Annotated in this window: 4 protein-coding genes; all 4 read left to right on the top strand. The window is 72.1% G+C overall.

Annotated features, from left to right (window positions below; genetic code table 11):
- On the top strand, positions 1-741 hold a 741-nt coding region (locus tag ABZ842_RS37865; protein WP_361548093.1), incomplete at its 5' end, for a phosphopantetheine-binding protein.
- Positions 742-792: 51 nt separating this feature from the next.
- Complete coding sequence (locus ABZ842_RS37860) at positions 793-6273, top strand: beta-ketoacyl synthase N-terminal-like domain-containing protein (RefSeq protein ID WP_361548090.1); 5481 nt, start codon at positions 793-795, stop codon at positions 6271-6273.
- A 38-nt stretch (positions 6274-6311) separates the two neighbouring features.
- Positions 6312-16694, top strand: coding sequence for a type I polyketide synthase (locus ABZ842_RS37855; protein ID WP_361548087.1), 10383 nt, complete (start codon positions 6312-6314; stop codon positions 16692-16694).
- A 70-nt stretch (positions 16695-16764) separates the two neighbouring features.
- A partial coding sequence (locus ABZ842_RS37850; protein WP_361548084.1) for a type I polyketide synthase occupies positions 16765-20788 on the top strand: 4024 nt, incomplete at its 3' end.

Below are 20788 nucleotides of genomic sequence, written 5' to 3'. Positions count from 1 at the left end.
TTGCGTCGGCGTGGTCTTGTTGCGATGCCGCCGGCGGACGCGATCGAGGCTCTGGAACAGGCAGTACTCGGCGACGAAGGGCTGATCACCGTCGCCGACGTCGACTGGGAGCGCTTCGGCAGTCTGTTCACCTCCAGCCGGCCCAGCCCCCTCCTCGCCAACATCCAGCCGCGTCAGGGAACTGTTCTCGAAGCGGCCGACGAAGCGAGCGAACTCGGCGAGTCCGCGGAGTTCGAGGAACTGCTGGCCCTGGGGGACGACGAGCGGCGTCGCGCCCTCGTCGACCTGGTGAAGACGCACACCGCCTCCGTACTGGGGCACGCCGGCGACGGGGGGATCCAGGCGGACCGGGCGTTCAACGAGATCGGGTTCGACTCGCTCGCCTCGATCCAACTCCGTGACCGGCTCTCCCGCGCGAGCGGAGTGTCCCTGCCCGCCACCATGATCTTCGACCACCCGACGCCCGACGCCCTCGCCGCCTTCATCGACGAGCAGCTGACGCCGCAGGAGTCGTCGCGTCCCGTCTCGGTCCTGGCCGAGTTGGACCGGCTGGAGACGGTCCTCGGCCGCCCGGGTCTCGGCGAGGACGTCGACGCGATCGGGGCCCGGCTCGAAGCGCTCGCAGCGCTCTGCCGACGCGGGGCGAGCAACGGCGCGAGCGACACCGCTTCGCACCTGCTGGAAGAGGCTTCCGCCGACCAGCTTCTGGCGTTCATTGACGAGGAGTTCGGCACCTCATGAGATCCCCCGCCCGCAAAACGATCACCGATCTTTGGAGGGAGACGATTCGCCATGGCTAACGAAGAAGAGCTGGTTCAGTATCTCCGCCGCGTCACCGCCGATCTGCATTCCACCCGTGGCCGGCTCGCGGAGAACGAGGAGCGGAGCCGCGAGCCGCTGGCGATCGTCGGAATGGCCTGTCGACTGCCCGGCGGCGTGAGGTCTCCGAAGGACCTGTGGGGTCTCGTCGACGAAGGCAGGGACGCCATCGGGGGATTCCCCGAGGACCGGCACTGGGACACCGCCGCCATCTTCGCCGATCCGGACGGGACGAACGGCCCCTCGGTCGCTCAGGGCGGGTTCCTCTACGACGCAGGGGACTTCGACGCGGAGTTCTTCGGGATCTCGCCGCGCGAGGCGCTGGCGATGGACCCGCAGCAGCGGCTGCTCCTGGAGACCTCCTGGGAGGCGTTGGAGCACGCCGGCATCGAGCCCCGTGGCCTCGCCGGAAGCGCGACCGGCGTCTTCATGGGCGGATCGCCCTCCGGCTACGGAGACGGCGCCCGGTTCGAGGAGCGCGGCGGCTACGTCCTCACGGGCTCGGCGGCCAGCGTCCTCTCAGGGCGGCTGTCGTACGCGTTCGGGCTCGAAGGCCCCGCCGTGACGGTGGACACCGCGTGCTCGTCGTCGCTGGTCGCGCTGCATCTCGCCGGCAAGGCGCTACGACAGAGCGAGTGCTCGCTTGCCCTCGTGGGGGGCGTGAACGTGCTGGCCACGCCCACCGGGTTCATCGAGTTCGGCCGACAGGGCGGACTGTCGGCGGACGGCCGGTGCAGGGCCTTCTCGGATTCGGCCGACGGGACGGGCTGGGCCGAAGGCGTCGGCGTGCTCGTTGTGGAACGGCTCTCCCTCGCCCAGCGGAACGGCCACAAGGTGTTGGCGGTGGTGCGGGGTTCGGCGGTGAATCAGGACGGTGCGTCGAACGGGTTGACGGCGCCGAACGGCCCGTCCCAACGACGGGTGATTCGGGCGGCGCTGCGCGATGCCCGGCTGTCTGCTGCCGAGGTGGACGTGGTGGAGGCGCACGGGACGGGAACCAAACTGGGCGACCCGATCGAAGCCCAAGCCGTACTTGCGACGTACGGGCAGGAGCGGGAGCCGGACCGGCCGCTGTGGTTGGGGTCGCTGAAGTCGAACATCGGACATCCGGCTGCCGCTGCTGGTGTGGCGGGTGTGATGAAGATGGTGCTGGCGTTGCAGCGGGGGGTGTTGCCGAGGACGTTGCATGTGGATGTGGCGTCGTCGCATGTGGATTGGGCTTCGGGTGCGGTGGAGTTGTTGACGGAGTCGCGGGGGTGGGTGCGTGAGGAGGGTCGTCCGCGGCGGGCTGGGGTGTCGTCGTTCGGGATGAGTGGCACGAATGCGCATGTGATTGTGGAGGAGGCGCCGGCGGAGGAGGGTGCGGCTTCTGAGTCTGGTGGGGCTGAGTTGTTGCCGGTTCCGTTGGTGGTTTCTGCTGCGTCGCGGTCTGCTTTGGCTGATGTGGCGGGTGGATTTGGTGAGTTCGTGGGCTCGGGTTCGGGTTGTGGGTTGGTGGGGTTGGCTGGGGGGTTGGTGTCGGGGCGGTCGGTGTTGGATCGGCGGGGTGTGGTGGTGGCGGGTTCGGTGGAGGAGGCGGTGTCGGGGTTTCAGCAGGTTGCTGATGGTGGTGTGGGTGAGGGCGTGGTGGTGGGCAATGCTCGTTCCGTGGGCGGTGTGGGGTTCGTCTTCCCTGGTCAGGGGGCTCAGTGGGTGGGTATGGGGCGGGGTCTTTTGGATTCGTCTTCGGTGTTTGCTGAGGTGATCGAGGAGTGTGAGGGAGTCATTTCCCCGTTGGTGGATTGGTCGTTGCGTGAGGTGCTCATGGGTGAGGGGGCTGACGCTGGTTTGGATCGTGTTGATGTGGTGCAGCCGGTGTCGTTTGCGGTGATGGTGGCCCTTGCTCGGTTGTGGCGTGTGCATGGGGTCGAGCCGTCGGGTGTGGTTGGGCACAGTCAGGGTGAGATTGCTGCGGTGTGTGTGGCGGGTGGTTTGTCGTTGGCTGATGCTGCACGGGTAGTGGTGGCGCGGAGTAAGGCGATTCGGCAGTTGTCGGGTCGGGGTGCGATGGCGTCCCTTCGCCTGTCACGTTCTGACGCCGAGGCAGTGGTGGGGTCGGTGGCGGCGGGTGTGGTGTGGGTGGCTGCGGAGAACGGGCCGGGTTCGGTCGTGGTCTCCGGCAGCCCGGACGGGATAGCCGACGTCATCAACCACTGCAAACATGAAGGTGTTTCGGCCCGGAAGATCGCCGTGGACTATGCGTCGCACTCGCCCCACATCGATGACGTCGTGGATGAGGTGCGCAGCGCCCTGGGTGGTATCGAGGCTCGGAAGAGTTCGCTCACTGTGTTCTCCTCCGTCACGGGTGCGCCGATGGCGACCGAGAGCCTGGACGTTGACTACTGGATCCGTAATCTTCGGGAGCCGGTGGAGTTCCACACTGCTGTCACCAGCATGTTGGGTGAGGGTTTCACGCACTTCGTGGAGGTCAGCGCCCACCCGGTGCTCGTCCCCGCCGTGGAGGACATCTTCGACCACGCCACCGATTCAACAGACGGTGGTCCTGTGGTGTGGGGTTCCCTCCGTCGTGACCACGGTGACCGTCGTCAGTGGTGCACCGCTCTGGCGCACGCGTTCACGAACGGACTGGCCGTCGACTGGTCCCCCCTCCTCCCCGGCGCCACGGCGATACCCGACCTGCCCACCTACCCCTTCCAACACCAACGCTACTGGCTCGAACCGGACCCGGCCGGAAACACCGCCGGCGTCGGCCTGCGTCCCACGGGGCACCCCCTCGTCGGAGCCTCGGTCGCGCTCGCGGGCTCCCCTCGCGTACTGCTGACGGGACGGCTCTCCCCTTCCGCCCAGCCCTGGCTGCAGGAGCACTCCGTACGCGGTACGGCCCTCGCGCCCGGCGCCGTGTTCGTGGAACTGGCCCTGCGTGCCGCGGAGGACGTGGGCGCAGGGCACGTGGAGGAACTGACCGTCGAGGCGCCGCTGACGCTCGGCGACGGCGTGGACGTACAGGTCGTCGTGGACGAACGCGACGCCCTCGGCCGCAGCCCGGTCTCCGTCCACTCCCGACCCACCGACGCCCCGCCGGACGAGCCGTGGACGCGACACGTCTCCGGCCTCCTCGCGGCCGGCCCCGGCCCCGGCCCCGGCCCCGGCAGCGGTGGGCGCGTGCCTGGGCCCTGGCCGCCCGTCGATACCGAGGCGCTGGAGGTCACCGACCTGTACGACCGCCTGGAGCAGGCGGGCTACGGCTACGGCCCGGCCTTCCAGGGGCTGCGCGCGGCGTGGCGGCGGGGAACGGACGTGTTCGCCGAGGTCGCCCTCCCCGACGCCCGCCGCAGCGAGGCCGACCGCTACGGGCTGCACCCGGTGCTGCTCGATACGGCCCTCCAGGCGGCCGTGTTCGCGGCCAGCGGCGAACGCTCCACCATGCCCTTCGCGTGGAGCGGACTCACCCTGCACTCCACCGGAGCGACCAGCCTGCGGGTCCACCTCTCCGTACCCGCCCCGGACACCGTCGCCGTACGTGCAACGGACCTGGCCGGCCGCCCCGTGGTCACCGTCGACGCGTTGCAGTACCGCGAGGTGAACCAGTCGGCACTGCCCGGCCGCGGGGACACGCTCTTCGAGGTGGAGTGGATCCCGCTCACGACGGACGGAGCGCCGGCCGCCCTCACGGTCGTCGACCCCGACGGCACGCTGGCCGGGTGCGACGGGCACCGCGTCGCCGGGTTCGCCGAGCTCGACGGTCTCGGACCGGAGGCGGACCTTGTGGTGGTCCCCTTCTCCCAAGGCGCGACGGACGACGCCGCGCACGTCTCCGGGATCCTTGCCGACGCCCACGCACGCCTCCACGACTGGACGGAGCAACAACGCCTCGAACAGGCACGGTTGGTGTGCGTCACATGGCACGCCGAGGACGCCGAAGCCGACCCCGTGGACCCGAACGCAGCGGCCGTCCGCGGCCTGGTGACCGCGTGGTCCGCCGAGCGCCCCGGTCAGGTGCTCCAAGTCGACCTCGACGACGACGTCGCGTCCGCCGCCGCCCTGCCCGCGGCGCTCGGCGCTGCCGTCGCCGCGCACGAGCCGCGCCTGGCGGTCCGCCGGGGGCAGGTCCTGGTGCCCCGGCTGCGGCGCGTCGTACCGGACGAAGAACCCGTGCCCGCCCACCCCACCGTCCTGTGGATCGGGCCCGTCGACCCACTCTCGTGGGAGCCGGCACACCGGACCGCTCTCGCCCTCGGGGCCGAGCGGCTGGTCGTCGCCGCTCCGGCGCCGCAGGACGGAGCCGCGGTCGCTGCGCCCGCTCTGCCGGGCCTGGACGTCAAGACCGTCCCGTACGACCCCGACCAGACCGACCGAACCGACAGCACCGTCCAGAACGCTCTGGCCGAACTGCTGAGTTCGTACGCACCGGACGCCGTCATTCATGCCGCCACCCACACCGGCGGCCCCGGAGCCCCGGCCGTCGAAGCGATCCGGACCGGTCGCGCGCTGGACGAACTGACAGCAGACAGCAAGACCACTCTGGTGTTGACCGGCTCGATCGCCGCCACCTTCGGATGGCCGACCCCAGCCGCCCCCACCACCGCCGATCCGACCCCGGTCGAATCGGCCGCCGCCGGCGCCTACCTGGAAGCCCTGGCCCGTCGAGGACGCGCAGCCGGCCGGCGTACGCTCGCCCTCACCTGGGGCCCCGACGAACGCCCACCCGCCGCGCTCTCGTTCCTCCGGCCGATGGCCGGCACCGACCGCGGCGCGCTGACCGCCCGGGCCCTCGTCACCGGAGCCCCGGCGCTCATCGGAGCCCGACTGCGCGCCGACCGGTTCGACGGCCGTGACCCGGCCTCCGTGCCCCCACTGCTGCGTGCGCTCGTACGCGGCCCGCGCCCCAAGGCCGCCGGCGAAACGGCGGAGGGGCCGGGCGCGCTGGCCGGACAGCTCGCGGGGCGGCCCGACGGCGAGCGGCTGCGGATCGTGCTCGAACGGGTCACCGGGCACGTCGGCGAAGTCCTGGGCCACGCCACCGGCAGCGCCGTCGACCCCGAGACCCCGTTCCAAAGCCTGGGCCTCGACTCGCTGACCGCCGTGGAACTGCGCAACCGGCTCTCCGCCGCCACCGGCCTGCGCCTGCCGGCCACCGTGGTCTTCAGCCGCCCCACCCCCCTCGCGCTCGCCCAGCACCTGCTCGAACGGATACCGGTCGCCGACGCACTGCAGCGGAGCGCGGAGCACGCAGGGCTGACCGCCGAACTCGAAGCCCTGGAACGGGCCGTCGCCACCTTCACGGCCGGCGAGGGCGAACGCGAGGCCGCCGCCGGCCGGCTGCGTGACCTGGCCCGTCGGCTCTCCCACGGCGCGCCGGAAGCCGACTCCGGGGGCGACGCCCTCACCGCCGTCGACGGTACGTCCGACGACGAGATGTTCGCACTGATCGACAAGGAACTCGGCAGCTTCTGAACCGCCGACGCGAGGCTCAGCGACCGGGAAGGACAGCAATGACGAACGAGGAAAAGCTTCGCGAATACCTGCGACGGGTCACGGTCGAACTGGGCCAGACCCGCACCAGGCTGCGCGAAGTCGAAGCCGCCGACTCCGAGCCGCTGGCGATCGTCGGCATGGCCTGCCGGTTCCCCGGCGGCGTCGAATCCCCCGAGGACCTGTGGCGGCTGGCCGACGAAGGCGGCGACGCCATCTCCGAGCTGCCCGACGACCGCGGGTGGAACCTGGAAGACCTCTTCCACCCCGACCCGGACCACGTGGGCACCAGCTACGTCCGCGAGGGCGGCTTCGTCCAACGGGTCGGAGAGTTCGACGCCGAACTGTTCGGCATCTCGCCCCGCGAAGCACTCGCCATGGACCCCCAGCAGAGGGTGCTCCTGGAGTCGGCCTGGGAGGTCTTCGAACGCGCGGGGATCGACGCGCGGACGCTGCGCGGCAGCCGGACCGGGGTCTTCGTCGGCGCCTGGCCCGCGGGGTACGCCGCCGAGGCCGACGTGCCGGAAGAGGTGGAGGGGTACACGCTCACCGGCGGCGCGCTGAGCATCCTGTCCGGCCGGCTGTCGTACGTCTTCGGACTCGAAGGCCCCGCCGTGACCGTCGACACCGCCTGCTCCTCCTCGCTGGTGGCGCTGCACTGGGCCGGGCAGGCGCTGCGCCGCGGGGACTGCACCCTGGCGCTGGTCGGCGGCGTGTCGATCATGTCGACGCCCGTCGAGTTCATCGGCTTCAGCCGGCAGCGCGGCCTGGCCGCCGACGGGCGCTGCAAGGCGTTCTCGGCGGCTGCGGACGGCATGGGGCTGTCCGAAGGGGTCGGCACCCTGCTCGTCGAACGGCTCTCCGACGCCCGGCGCAACGGACACCGGGTGCTCGCCGTGATCCGGGGCTCCGCGGTCAACCAGGACGGTGCGTCCAACGGCATCACCGCCCCCAACGACCTCGCCCAGATGAGGGTCATCCGCCAGGCGCTCGCCAACGCCGGCCTGACCCCGTCGGAGATCGACGTGGTGGAGGCGCACGGCACCGGCACCTCCCTCGGCGACCCCATCGAGGCCCAGGCGCTGCTGGCGACGTACGGTCAGGACCGGGACGCCGCCGAGCCGCTGTGGCTGGGCTCGGTCAAGTCCAACATCGGACACACCCAGGCCGCCGCCGGCATGGCCGGCATCATCAAGATGGTCCTCGCCCTGCGCAGCGGCAGGCTCCCCAAGACCCTGCACGTCGACGAAGCGTCGCCGCACATCGACTGGGAGGCCGGCGCGGTCCGGCTGCTCACCGAGGCGCGCGAATGGCCGGCGGGCACAACTCCGCGCCGGGCGGCCGTCTCCTCGTTCGGCATCAGCGGCACCAACGCCCACGTCATCGTGGAAGAAGCCACCGCCGCGGGTACCGACGCAGTCAGTGACGAGGACACCGGCCCGGCCAATGACGCAGCCAGTGACGAGGACACCGACGAAGTCGCCGAGCCGGCCGTAGCGGCCGTCGCCGCGGCGCCCGGCGGACCCCTGCCGTGGATCGTCTCCGGCAAGACCGAATCCGCCCTCGTCGCCCAGGCCGAACGGCTCGCCGCCTTCGTCGCCGAGCGCCCCGAGCTGTCGGCTGCCGACGTGTCCGCCGCCCTGCTCACCACCCGTACGCTGCTCGAACGCCGCGCCGTCGTCCTCGGCACCGACCGCGACGAACTCCTCACCCGGCTACGGGAGCTCGCCGCGGGTCGCGGCGGCCCCGGCACGGCCGAGGGCACCGCCCGGCGCGGGGGCCGCACGGTGTTCGTGTTCCCGGGGCAGGGCGCCCAATGGGCCGGCATGGGAGCCGACCTGCTGGCCGGATCACCGGTCTTCGCCGCCGCGGTCGCCGAGTGCGAGACCGCCCTCGCCCCCCACGTCGACTGGTCCCTGACCGCCGTCCTCACCGGCGCCGACGGCGCGCCCGGCCTCGACCGGGTCGACGTCGTCCAGCCCGCGTCCTTCGCGGTCATGGTCTCCCTCGCCCGACTGTGGCAGGCCCACGGCATCACGCCCGACGCCGTACTGGGGCACAGCCAGGGCGAGATCGCCGCCGCCGTCGTCGCCGGCGCGCTCTCGCTCCAGGACGGCGCACGCCTGGTGGCCCTGCGCAGCCGGGCGATCACCGCGCTCGCCGGGCACGGCGCCATGGCCTCGATCGCCCTCGACCGCACGGAGGTCGAGCGGCGGCTGGAGGAATGGGGCGGCCGGGTCTCCCTCGCCGCCGTGAACGGACCGCAGGCCACCGTGGTCTCCGGCGAACCCGCCGCCGTCGAGGCCGTGGTGGCCCGCTGCGAACGAGAGGGCGTCAGGGCCCGACGGATCGCCGTCGACTACGCCTCGCACTCACCGCACGTCGAAAGCCTCCGCGAACAACTGGCCGACATCGCGGCCGACGTCACCCCGCTGCCCGCGTCGATCGTCTTCTGCTCCACCGTCGAAGGCGCCTCGCTCGACACCACCGGCCTCGACGCCGCCTACTGGTACCGCAACCTCCGCGAGCCCGTCGAGTTCGAAGCCGCCACCCGCACCCTGCTCGACCAGGGCTGCACCACGTTCCTCGAAGTCAGCTCGCACCCCGTGCTCGCCGTCGGAATCCAGCAGGTCATCGACGAACTCGACAGCACGGCCGGCACCCTGGGCACCCTGCGCCGAGACGACGGCGGCATCGACAGGTTCGCCACCGCGCTCGCCCAGGCCCACGTCAGCGGCCTGCCCGTCGACTGGACCCCGCTGCTGCCCGCCGGGGCCGAGGCCGTCGACCTGCCCACGTACGCCTTCCAACGCGAGCGCTACTGGCTCGACGGCAAGGCCGCCGCCGACCCCACCGCCCTCGGACTGGGGACGGCCAACCACGCCCTGCTCGGCGCCACGGTCACCGTCGCCGCCGGCGGCACCCTGCAAACCGGTCTGCTGTCCGTGCGCCACCAGCCCTGGCTGTCCGAACACCGGCGCGACGACGCGATCGAACTCCCGCCGGCCGCCTTCGTCGAACTCGCCGTCCGCGCCGGCGAAGAAGTCGACTGCCACCGCCTCGACACCCTCACCGTCGGCGCGCCGCTGCGCCTGACCGAGCACGGCTCCGTACAGCTCCAGGTCTCCGTCACCGCCCCCGACGAACGCGGACGGTGCACCGTGCGGATCTTCTCCCAGACCGTCGGGGCCCCCGCCGACGAACCCTGGACCGAACACGCCACGGGCACCCTTTCCCCCGGAACCCTCGCCGCCGAAGCCAGCAGCTCGCCGGAGAGCTGGCCGCCCGATGGCGCGGAACCCGTCGACGTGGCAGAGCTCTACGAGCAACTGGCCGCCGCCGGAACGGACGTCGAGCCCGACGCACGAGCCGTCCGGGCCGCCTGGCGCAAGGACGGCGAGCACTACGCCGTACTGGCCCGGCCGGACGGGGACAAGGGCGGCGCCGAACGCTTCGTCCTGCACCCGGCGCTGCTGGACGCGGCCCTGCACGACCCGGCCGCCCTCCGCGGCGCCGCACCGGCGACCGAATGGCGCGGCGTCACCGTGCACGCCTCCGGAGCCACCGAACTCCGCGCCCGCCTGTGCCCCACGGACCGCGACCCGGACGCCTTCCACCTGGAACTCTTCGACGAGGCCGGTCGAACCGTCCTGACCGCCGAATCCGTCACCCTGGGCTCGCCCCAGGAGCGCCGCACCGACACCGTCGCGGTGCACGACCGCGCGCTCTTCGCCGTGTCCTGGCCGCAGCTGGGAGAAGAGGCGGACGAAACCGTCGACACCTGGGCGGTCGTCGGCCCGGACCCGCTCCGACTGGCCGAGTCACTCGGCGAGTCCGCCACCGCATTCCCGGACCTGGACGCCCTGTTCGAGCACGTCGACCAGGACGGATCCGCGACCACGACCACGACCGTGACCGAGACCGGGATCGCGCCCGAGGCCGTCGTCGTCCAGTTCGCGCCGAGCGACGCCACCGCCCCGGTCGCCGAATCCGTACACGACAGCGCCGCTGCGGCCCTGACACTGCTGCACCAGTGGCTCGACGCCCCGGCCCTCGGCGACACCCTGCTGGTGCTCGTCACCCGCGGCGCCGTGGCGACCGGGCACGGCGACACCATCACCGACCCCGCGCACGCCGCCCTCAGCGGACTGGTCCGCTCCGCCCAGGCGGAACACCCCGGCCGCATCCTCCTCGTCGATGTCGATGTCGATGTCGATGTCGACGCGGACGCGGACGCCGGCGTGGTGGAGGTCGACGGGTTCGCCCGGGCCGTCGCGACGGCCGTCAGCGCCCAGGAGAACCAGATCGCGCTGCGCGACGGCGCGGTACGCGCACCCCGGCTGGTGCGCGCCGAACACCCCGCCGACACGCCCCGAGCAGCGCTCCCCGAACAGGACACCGTCCTGATCACCGGCGGCACCGGCACCCTCGGCGGACTCCTCGCCCGGCACGTGGTCCAAGCCTTCGGTGCCCGTCGCGTCGTCCTCACCAGCCGCCGCGGACGCGATGCCGAAGGCGCGGCCGAGCTGGAAGCCCAGCTCGTGGAGCTGGGCGCCGACGTGACCATCGCCGCCTGCGACGTGTCCGACCGCGAGCAGCTGGCGGCCCTCCTGACCGACCTGCCCGAGCCCGACCGGCTCACCGGGGTGATCCACGCCGCCGGCGTGCTGGACGACGGGCTCATCACCTCGCTGACGCCCGAACGCCTCGCCCGGGTGCTGCGCCCCAAGGTCGACGCCGCCGCACACCTCGACGAGCTGACGCAACGACACGACCTGTCGCTCTTCGCCCTGTTCTCCTCGGCCGCAGGACTCCTCGGCGGCGGCGGCCAGGGCAACTACGCCGCGGCCAACGCCTACCTCGACGCCCTCGCCGAACAGCGCAGGGCACGCGGCCAGGCCGGCACGTCACTGGCCTGGGGCTACTGGGCGGAGGCCACCGGACTCACCGCGCACCTCGACGAGGCCGACCTCCAGCGGATGGCCCGCAGCGGTGTCACGGCCATGGACAACCGCTACGGACTCGACCTCTTCGACCGCGCGCACGGGCTCGACCACGGCGTCCTGCTCGCCGCCCGCCTCGACCTGGGCAGGCTGCGGGAGCAAGCGACGGCGACGGGTGTGGCGCCCCTGTTCCGGGCCCTGGTCCGCGGCCGGGTCGGGCGCGGCGCCGAGTCCTCGGCATGGCTCCGCCGGCTGCGGCCACTGCCGCCGGCGGAACGCGAACGCACCGTACTCGACCTGGTGCGCCAGCACGCCGCGACCGTACTGGGACACGCGTCCGCCCAGTCCATCGAGGCCGATCGCGCCTTCCAGGAAGTCGGCTTCGACTCGCTGACCGCCGTCGAACTGCGCAACCGACTCAGCTCGGTCACCGGGCTGCGGCTGCCCGCGTCCCTGCTGTTCGACTACCCGTCGCCGCACCGGGTGGCCGGCCACCTGCTGACCACCATGCTCGGGACCGGCACCCTCACCGCCGGCACGCCGCAGCGATCCGGCACGACGGGCTCCGCAACGGGCTCCGCGACGAACGAGCCGCTGGCGATCACCAGCATGGCGTGCCGCTTCCCCGGCGGCGTGACGAGCCCCGAAGCGCTGTGGGAACTGATCCGCTCCGGAGGCGACGCGGTCGCCGGGTTCCCGGACGACCGCGGATGGGACATCACCGGCATGTACTCGCCCGATCCGGACGAGCCGGGCAAGAGCTACGTACGGGGCGGCGGGTTCCTCTACGACGCGGCGGACTTCGACGCGGAGTTCTTCGGGATCTCGCCGCGCGAGGCGCTGGCGATGGACCCGCAGCAGCGGCTGCTGCTGGAGACGTCCTGGGAGGCGTTCGAACGGGCCGGCATCGACCCGTCGTCGGTCCGCGGCGACGACACCGGCGTGTTCATGGGCGTCATCACCTCCGACTACGCCGTCCACTGGGACCAGCTGCCCGACACCGTGGCCGGCTACCTCGGCACCGGCAACATGACGAGCGTCGCATCCGGCCGCGTCGCCTACACGCTCGGACTCGAAGGCCCCGCCATCACCATCGACACCGCGTGCTCGTCGTCGCTGGTCGCGCTGCACCTGGCGGTCCAGTCGCTGCGCAGCGGCGAGTGCACCCGCGCGCTGGTCGGCGGCGCCGCCGTGATGCCGAGCCCCGCCTCGTTCATCGAGTACAGCCGACAGCGGGGGCTCGCGGCCGACGGCCGCTGCAAGGCGTTCTCCGCAGCCGCCGACGGCTTCGGACCCGCCGAGGGCGTGGGCGTCCTGTTGGTGGAGCGGCTTTCGGACGCCGTACGGAACGGGCGTCGGGTGTTGGCGGTGGTGCGGGGTTCGGCGGTGAACCAGGACGGTGCGTCGAACGGGTTGACGGCGCCGAACGGCCCGTCGCAACAGCGCGTGATACGGGCGGCGCTGCGCGATGCCCGGCTGTCGGCCGGCGAGGTCGACGTGGTGGAGGCGCACGGTACGGGTACCAAGCTCGGCGACCCCATCGAGGCACAGGCGCTGCTGGCGACGTACGGGCAGGAGCGGGAGCCCGACCGGCCGCTGTGGCTGGGTTCGTTGAAGTCGAACATCGGGCACACGGCCGCCGCCGCCGGTGTGGGCGGAGTGATGAAGATGGTCCTGGGGATGCGGCACGGGGTGCTGCCGAAGACCCTGCACATCGACGAGCCATCGCCACACGTGGATTGGGCTTCGGGCGACGTGGAGCTGCTGACGCAGGCGCGCGAGTGGGCGCGGGAGGAGGGCCGGCCGCGACGGGCCGGGGTGTCCTCCTTCGGCATCAGCGGCACCAACGCGCACGTGATCCTGGAAGAGGCACCGACGGAGCAGGCCCCGGCCCGACCCGAGGACGAGACCGACGACGGGGCCGGCCTGCTGCCGGTGCCGTTGGTCGTGTCCGGTCGCGGTGAGCGCGGTCTGCGAGCGGTCGCCGGTGAACTGGGCCGGTTCCTGGAGTCCGGGTCCGGCCCCAAACTGGCGGGACTGGCCGAGACGTTGGTGTCAGGGCGGTCGGTGTGGGATCGGCGTGCCGTGGTGGTGGCGGGGTCGGTGGACGAGGCCGTCTCCGGGTTGAAGCAGATCGCTGATGGCGGCCTGACGGCCGGCAGTGCTCGTTCCGTGGGCGGTGTGGGGTTTGTGTTCCCTGGTCAGGGGGCTCAGTGGGTGGGTATGGGGCGGGGTCTTTTGGATTCGTCTTCGGTGTTTGCTGAGGTGATCGAGGCGTGTGAGGGAGTCCTTTCCCCGTTGGTGGATTGGTCGTTGCGTGAGGTGCTCATGGGTGAGGGGCCTGACGCCGGCTTGGATCGTGTTGATGTGGTGCAGCCGGTGTCGTTTGCGGTGATGGTGGCCCTTGCTCGGTTGTGGCGTGTGCATGGGGTCGAGCCGTCGGGTGTGGTCGGACACAGTCAGGGTGAGATTGCTGCGGTGTGTGTGGCGGGTGGTTTGTCGTTGGCTGACGCTGCACGGGTAGTGGTGGCGCGGAGTAAGGCGATTCGGCAGTTGTCGGGTCGGGGTGCGATGGCGTCCCTTCGCCTGTCACGTTCTGACGCCGAGGCAGTGGTGGGGTCGGTGGCGGCGGGTGAGGTGTGGGTGGCTGCGGAGAACGGGCCGAACTCGGTCGTGGTCTCCGGCAGCCCGGACGGGATAGCCGACGTCATCGCCCACTGCACCGAGACGGGTGTGTCCGCTCGGAAGATCGCCGTGGACTACGCCTCGCACTCGCCCCACATCGATGAAGTCGTGGATGAGGTGCGCAGCGCCCTGGGTGGCATCGAGGCGCGCAAGAGCTCGCTAACGGTGTTCTCCTCCGTCACGGGTGCGCCGATGGCGACGGAGACTTTGGACGTTGACTACTGGATCCGTAATCTTCGGGAGCCGGTGGAGTTCCTCACTGCTGTCACCAGCATGTTGGGTGAGGGTTTCACGCACTTCGTGGAGGTCAGCGCCCACCCGGTGCTCGTCCCCGCTGTGGAGGACATCTTCGACCACATCACCGACATCGAAGCCGTGTCGGATGAGTGTGGTCCGGTGGTGTGGGGTTCCCTCCGTCGTGACCACGGTGACCGTCGTCAGTGGTGCACCGCTCTGGCGCAAGCGTTCACGAACGGACTGGCCGTCGACTGGTCCCCCCTCCTCCCCGGCGCCACGGCGATACCCGACCTGCCCACCTACCCCTTCCAGCGCCAACGCTATTGGCTGGACACCTTCTACGGCCGGGCCCCCGAGGCCAGCGGCACGACCGACGACGTCGACGCCAGCTTCTGGCACCTCGTCGAACAGGAAGACCTGGAAGCCCTGGCCAGCACCCTCAGCCGGGACCTGCCCGGCGAGGGCGAAGCCGTCGGCAGGGGCCCGCTCGCCGAAGTGCTGCCGGCGCTCGCCTCCTGGCGGCGCCGCAAGCGCGAGGGCGCCGCCCTCGACTCGTGGGGATACCGCGTCGTGTGGAAGCCGCTCCGGCTGCCCACCGACCGGCCGCCGCTCAGCGGCACCTGGCTGCTCGCCGTACCCGCCGGTCTCGAAGACGACCCGGCCGTCCCCTTCTGCGAGCGGACGCTCGTCGAAGCCGGTGCGCAGGTCCACCGCATCACCGTCGACCCCGCTGCCGACCGCGGCGAACTGGCCACGGAACTGCTCGCCCACCGCGACGCGACCGGCGTGCTGTCCCTCCTCGCACTGGCCGACACCACCGCACCCGGGTACGAAGTGCTCCCCGCCGGCGTCGCGGCGACCCTGGCCCTCGTCCAGGCGTGGGCCGACGTCCGCTCGGAAGCCCGGCTGTGGAGCGTGACCCGCTCCGCCGTCCGCACCGGCCCCGGCGACGTCGACACCAACCCCGTACAAGCACAGGGGTGGGGCCTCGGCCGGGTCGCGGCCCTCGAACACCCGGAGACCTGGGGCGGTCTGCTCGACCTCCCGACCGAGCTCGACGAACCGACCTCCCGCCGCCTCGCCCAGGTGCTGGCCGCCACGGACCACGAGGACCAGGTCGCCCTGCGCGCCTCCGGAGCGCTCGCGAGGCGGCTGGTCAGGGCGCCCCTGACCGGAGAGCCCGTACGCAACTGGCAGCCCGACGGCACCGTGCTCATCACCGGCGGAACCGGCGGCATAGGCGCCAACGTCGCCCGCTGGCTCGCCCGGGAGAACGCCGAGCACCTGCTGCTGATCAGCCGCAGCGGCCCCGACGCCCCCGGCGCCGAAGCACTCGAAGACGAACTCCTCACCCTCGGCGCCAAACGCGTCACCATCCGCTCCTGCGACGTGTCCGACCGTGCCGCACTGGCCGCGCTCCTCGACGCGACCTGCGACGAAGTGCCGTTGAGGGCCGTCATCCACACCGCGGCCGTACTGGAGGACGGCGTCCTCGCCTCCCTGAACCCCGACCAGATGGACCGGGTGCAGCGCGTCAAGGTCGGGGGCGCGCTCAACCTGCACGCCGTGACGGAAGGCATGGACCTGACGGCGTTCGTGCTGTTCTCCTCGACGGCGGCCACCTTCGGCTCGCCCGGGCTCGGCAACTACGCCCCGAGCAACGCCTTCCTTGACGCCTTCGCCGAGCGGCGCCGCGAGCAGGGCCTGACCGCGACCTCCATCGGATGGGGCACCTGGGCCGGCGGCGGCATGGCCGACGGATCAGTGGGCGACCGCGCCCGCAGCCACGGCCTGATGGAGATGGACCCCGAGGCCGCCACCACCGCGCTGCGCCAGGCACTGGACCACGACGAGACCTATCGGGTCGTCATCGACCTCCGCTGGGACCGGTTCACCCCGATCTACGTGGCCGAACGGCCCAGCCGGCTCATCGAGGACGTGCCCGAGGCGCGCGAGGCCATGCCGACCGACGGCACCGGCAACGACGGCGCCGCCGACGACCCGGCCGCCGTGCTGCGCACCAAGCTCGCCGACCAGACGCGCGAGGAACAGCTCCTCACGCTGCAGGAGCTGGTGGTCCGCGAGATCGCCGCCGTACTCGGCCACCAGGACAACTCGGCAGTCGAGGTGAACGGCGCGTTCCGGGACCTCGGCTTCGACTCGCTCACCGCCGTCGAACTCCGCAACCGGCTGAAGACCGCGACCGGTCTGAGCCTGCACTCCTCGATGGTCTTCGACTACCCGACGGCGCGCGCCCTGGTCGACCACCTCCGCTCCGAACTCGCCGGCGCCGAGCCCGACGCCGCGACCCGGCTGCGCGCGGAGCTCGACCGGTTCGAGTCGGTCCTGACCGCGGTCCCGGACGCGGACGACGAAGCGCGCACCGAGGTCACCGGCCGGCTCCGGGCCCTGCTGTCCACCTGGCAGAGCGGCACCGCCGCCCTCCTTCCCGACGGGGGCGACGAGGACGGCGACCTGGACTCCGCGACCGACAGCGAACTGTTCGAACTCCTCGACGGCGAACTCGGCACCTCGTGACCGGCGCCGCACCCCCCACCGCGCCGCAGGCGCCCGCCAGGACATCCATCCGTCGTAACGAGGTGAAGGCGTGAAGACCGAAGACAAGCTCCGCGAGTACCTGAAGCGGGCCACCACCGACCTGCGTCAGGCGCGCCGGCAGATCCAGCACCTGGAGACGGCGGCTACCCAACCGCTCGCGATCGTCGGCATGTCCTGCCGCTTCCCCGGCGACGTCAGGTCCCCCGAGGACTTCTGGCAACTGCTGGAGCGTGGCGGCGACGCGCTCACCAAGTTCCCCGACGACCGCGGCTGGCCGCTGGAGAGCCTCTTCGACGACGACCCGGACCAGGCGGGGAAGTCGTACGTCAGCGAAGGCGGCTTCGTCGACACGGCGACGCAGTTCGACGCCGAGCTGTTCGGCATCTCACCGCGCGAAGCGCTCGCCATGGACCCGCAGCAGCGGCTGCTGCTCGAAGGCGCATGGGAAGCCTTCGAACGCACCGGGATCGACCCGCTGAAACTCCACGGCACCCGCACCGGGGTGTTCGTCGGCGCATCGCCGTCCGGGTACGGCAGCGGTGCGCGGCTGCCCGCCGAGATCGAGGGCTACACGCTGACGGGCGGCGCCGTCAGCGTGCTCTCGGGCCGCATCTCGTACACCTTCGGGCTGGAGGGCCCTGCCGTCACCGCGGACACCGCCTGCTCCTCCTCCCTCGTCGCCCTGCACCTGGCAGGCCAGTCGCTGCGCCGCGGCGAGTGCTCGCTGGCCGTCGCCGCCGGCGTCATGGTCCTCGCCTCGCCCGGGCTCTTCCTCGGCTTCAGCCGTCAGCGCGGCCTCGCGGCCGACGGCCGCGCCAAGGCGTTCGCCGCAGCCGCCGACGGCACCGGACTGTCGGAAGGATTCGGCGTACTGGTGGTGGAACGGCTCGCCGACGCGGTGCGCAACGGACGCCGGATCCTCGCCGTCGTGCGCGGCTCGGCGGTCAACCAGGACGGTGCGTCCAACGGCCTGACGGCGCCCAACGGCCCCTCGCAGCGGCGGGTCATCCGGGCTGCCCTGGCCGACGCCGGAGTGTCGGCGCGACAGGTCGACGCGGTGGAGGCGCACGGCACCGGTACGACTCTGGGCGACCCGATCGAGGCGCAGGCGCTGCTTGCGACGTACGGTCAGGACCGGGACGCGGACAAGCCGCTGTGGCTGGGCTCGGTGAAGTCGAACATCGGGCACACCGCGACCGCGGCCGGCATGGCGGGCGTCATCAAGATGGTCCTCGCCCTGCAACACGGCACGCTGCCCAAGACCCTGCACGTCGACGCGCCGTCGCCGCACATCGACTGGAGTTCGGGTGCGGTGCGGCTGCTGACCGAGGCCCGCGACTGGCGGCCCGGCGACGAACCGCGCCGGGCCGCCGTCTCCGCGTTCGGCATCAGCGGCACCAACGCCCATCTGATCCTCGAAGAACCGCCCCGGGCCGACACCGCCGCCCCCGACGCCGAGAGCCAACCCGCAGAGCCCGCAGAGCCCGCCGAGTCCGTCGAGCCCGCTGGGTCCTTCGAGCCGCACTGGCGCACCCCGGTGGTGCCCTGGCTCGTCGCCGCGAAGTCCCCCGCCGCGCTCCGCGCCCAGGCCCGCCGCCTGGCGGACTTCGCCGACGCCCGACCCGACGTCGCCCCCGCGACCCTCGGCGCCGCGCTCACCCACACCCGAGCCGCCCTGGACCGCCGTGCCGTCGTCGTCGCCGCCGACCGGGCCGACCTCGTCGCCGGGCTCCACGCCATCGCCGAGGACGCCCCCGCCCCGCAGAACGTCTCCGGCCAGGTCGCCAAGTCCGGCCGGATCGCCTTCGTCTTCCCCGGCCAGGGCGCCCAATGGGACGGCATGGCCCGGGAACTCCTCACCACCTCACGGGTGTTCGCCGCCAAGATCGCCGAGTGCGAGGCCGCCTTCGCCGACCTGGTGGACTGGTCGCTCACCGACATCCTAAACGGCGCCGAAGGCGCCCCCGACCTGGACCGGGTCGACGTCGTCCAACCCGTGTCGTTCGCCGTCATGGTGTCGCTCGCCGCACTGTGGCGCGCCCACGGCGTCGAACCGTCCGGGGTCGTCGGCCACAGCCAGGGCGAAATAGCTGCCGCCCACGTCGCCGGCGCCCTCTCCCTGGCGGACGCCGCCCGCATCGTCGTCCTGCGCAGCGCCGCCATCGTCAAACTCGCCGGAGAGGGAACCATGGCCTCCGTCGGCGAGGAGCGCACCGCCCTCGAAGCCCGGCTCGCCCACTGGAACGGTCGGATCTCCCTCGCCGCCGCGAACGGCCCGCGCTCCAGCGTCGTCGCCGGCGATACCGAAGCCGTGACGAAGCTGATCGCCGAGTGCGAAGCCGACGGGCTACGGGCCCGCCGCATCGCGGTCGACTACGCTTCCCACTCCGCCCACGTCGAGACGATCCGCGAGGAACTGGCGAGCTCGCTGGCCGGCGTCACCGCACATGGCGCACCGCTGCTGCTCTGCTCCACGGTCACCGGCGAACCCGTCGACACCACCACGCTCGACGCCGACTACTGGTACCGCAACCTCCGCCAGCCCGTGGAGTTCGAGACCGCCACCCGCCGTCTGCTCGACCTGGGCTACGGCACGTTCATCGAGGTCAGCACGCATCCGGTGCTCCGGCTCGGGCTCACCCAGACCCTGGAGGACGCCGGCTCGCAGGCCGTCACCATCGGAACTCTGCAACGCGACGACGGCGGCCCCGACCGCTTCCTGAAGTCCCTCGCCCAGGCACACGTGCACGGCGTACCCGTCGACTGGACCCCGGTGCTGCCCGCCCCGCCGACCGACCTCGACCTGCCCACGTACCCCTTCCAGCGGGAGCAGTACTGGCTCGAACCGGCCGCCCCCGACGCCGGCGACCTCACCGCCCTGGGCCTCGGCGAGGCCGGCCACCCGCTGCTCGGCGCCCTGGTCCAGGTGGCCGACGAGGACACCGTCGTACTGACCGGCCGACTGTCGCTGCGCACGCAGCCGTGGCTCGCGGGGCACGCGGTGAACGGCTCGGTGCTGCTGCCCGGCGCCGCGTTCGTGGAACTCGCCGTGCGCGCCGGGGACGAGGTCGGGTGCGAACGGCTCCACGAACTGGCCCTCGAAGTGCCGCTGACGCTCGACGAGCGGACGGAAGTGGAACTCCAGGTCCGGGTGGCGCCCCCGGACGGGGCCGGCAGCCGGCCGGTGACCGTCCAGTCGAGGCCGGCCACCGGCGACGTACGGCCCTGGACCCGACACGCCAGCGGCCTGCTGACGGACGTCGCACCCACCGAGCCCGTCGGCCAGGGGACGGTGTGGCCGCCGGCGGGGGCGGAGTCGGTTTCGCTTGAGGGGTTTTACGAGCGGTTGGCGGGTGCGGGGTACGAGTACGGGTCGGCGTTCCGTGGTTTGCGGGCGGCGTGGCGGCGCGGTGACGAGGTGTTCGCCGAGGTCGAGCTCCCGGAGGACGTGCGTACGGAAGCCGCGGCGTACGGCATCCACCCCGCGCTCCTGGACTCCGTGCTCCATGCAGGGCTGCTGGAGCTCACCGAAGACGACGCCCCGCAGCGCGAGGCGCACCTGCCGTTCGTGTGGAACGGCGTCACCCTCTTCGCCGGCGGTGCCACCGTGCTACGGGTCAGGGCCACCACGCAGCAGGACGGCACGCTTGCCGTCTCCGCGACCGACCCGGCCGGCAACCCGGTCGTCGCCGTCGACGGGATCCTCTCCCGACCGGTGGCCTCCGCCGGCCCTGCGGCCACCGGGCCCGCGGTCGCGGACTCGCTGTTCCGGGTCGAGTGGACGGCGCTCGACCGGGACCGGTTGCCCGTCGGCGTGCCGCTGGACTCCGACGTCGCGGTGATCGCCCCCGAGGGCAGCGAGCTGCTGTCCGGATTCCACGGCGTACAGGTCCATCGGGATTTGGGGTCGTTGGTGGGGGTGGTTGATGGGGGTGGTGTGGTTCCGTCGGTGGTGTTGGTTGTGGTGGGTGGTGTGGGTGGTGTGGGTGGTGTGGGTTCTGGTGGGTTGGTTGGTGGTGGGGTGGTTTCTGGTGTGGTTTCGGGTGTGTTGGGGTTGGTGCAGGGGTGGTTGG

It is taken from the genome of Streptomyces sp. NPDC047315 (genome assembly GCF_040643215.1).
GTDB lineage: Bacteria > Actinomycetota > Actinomycetes > Streptomycetales > Streptomycetaceae > Streptomyces.
The sequence above is the reverse complement of the archived record's forward strand: the minus strand, read 5'-3'. Positions and strand labels throughout refer to the sequence as shown.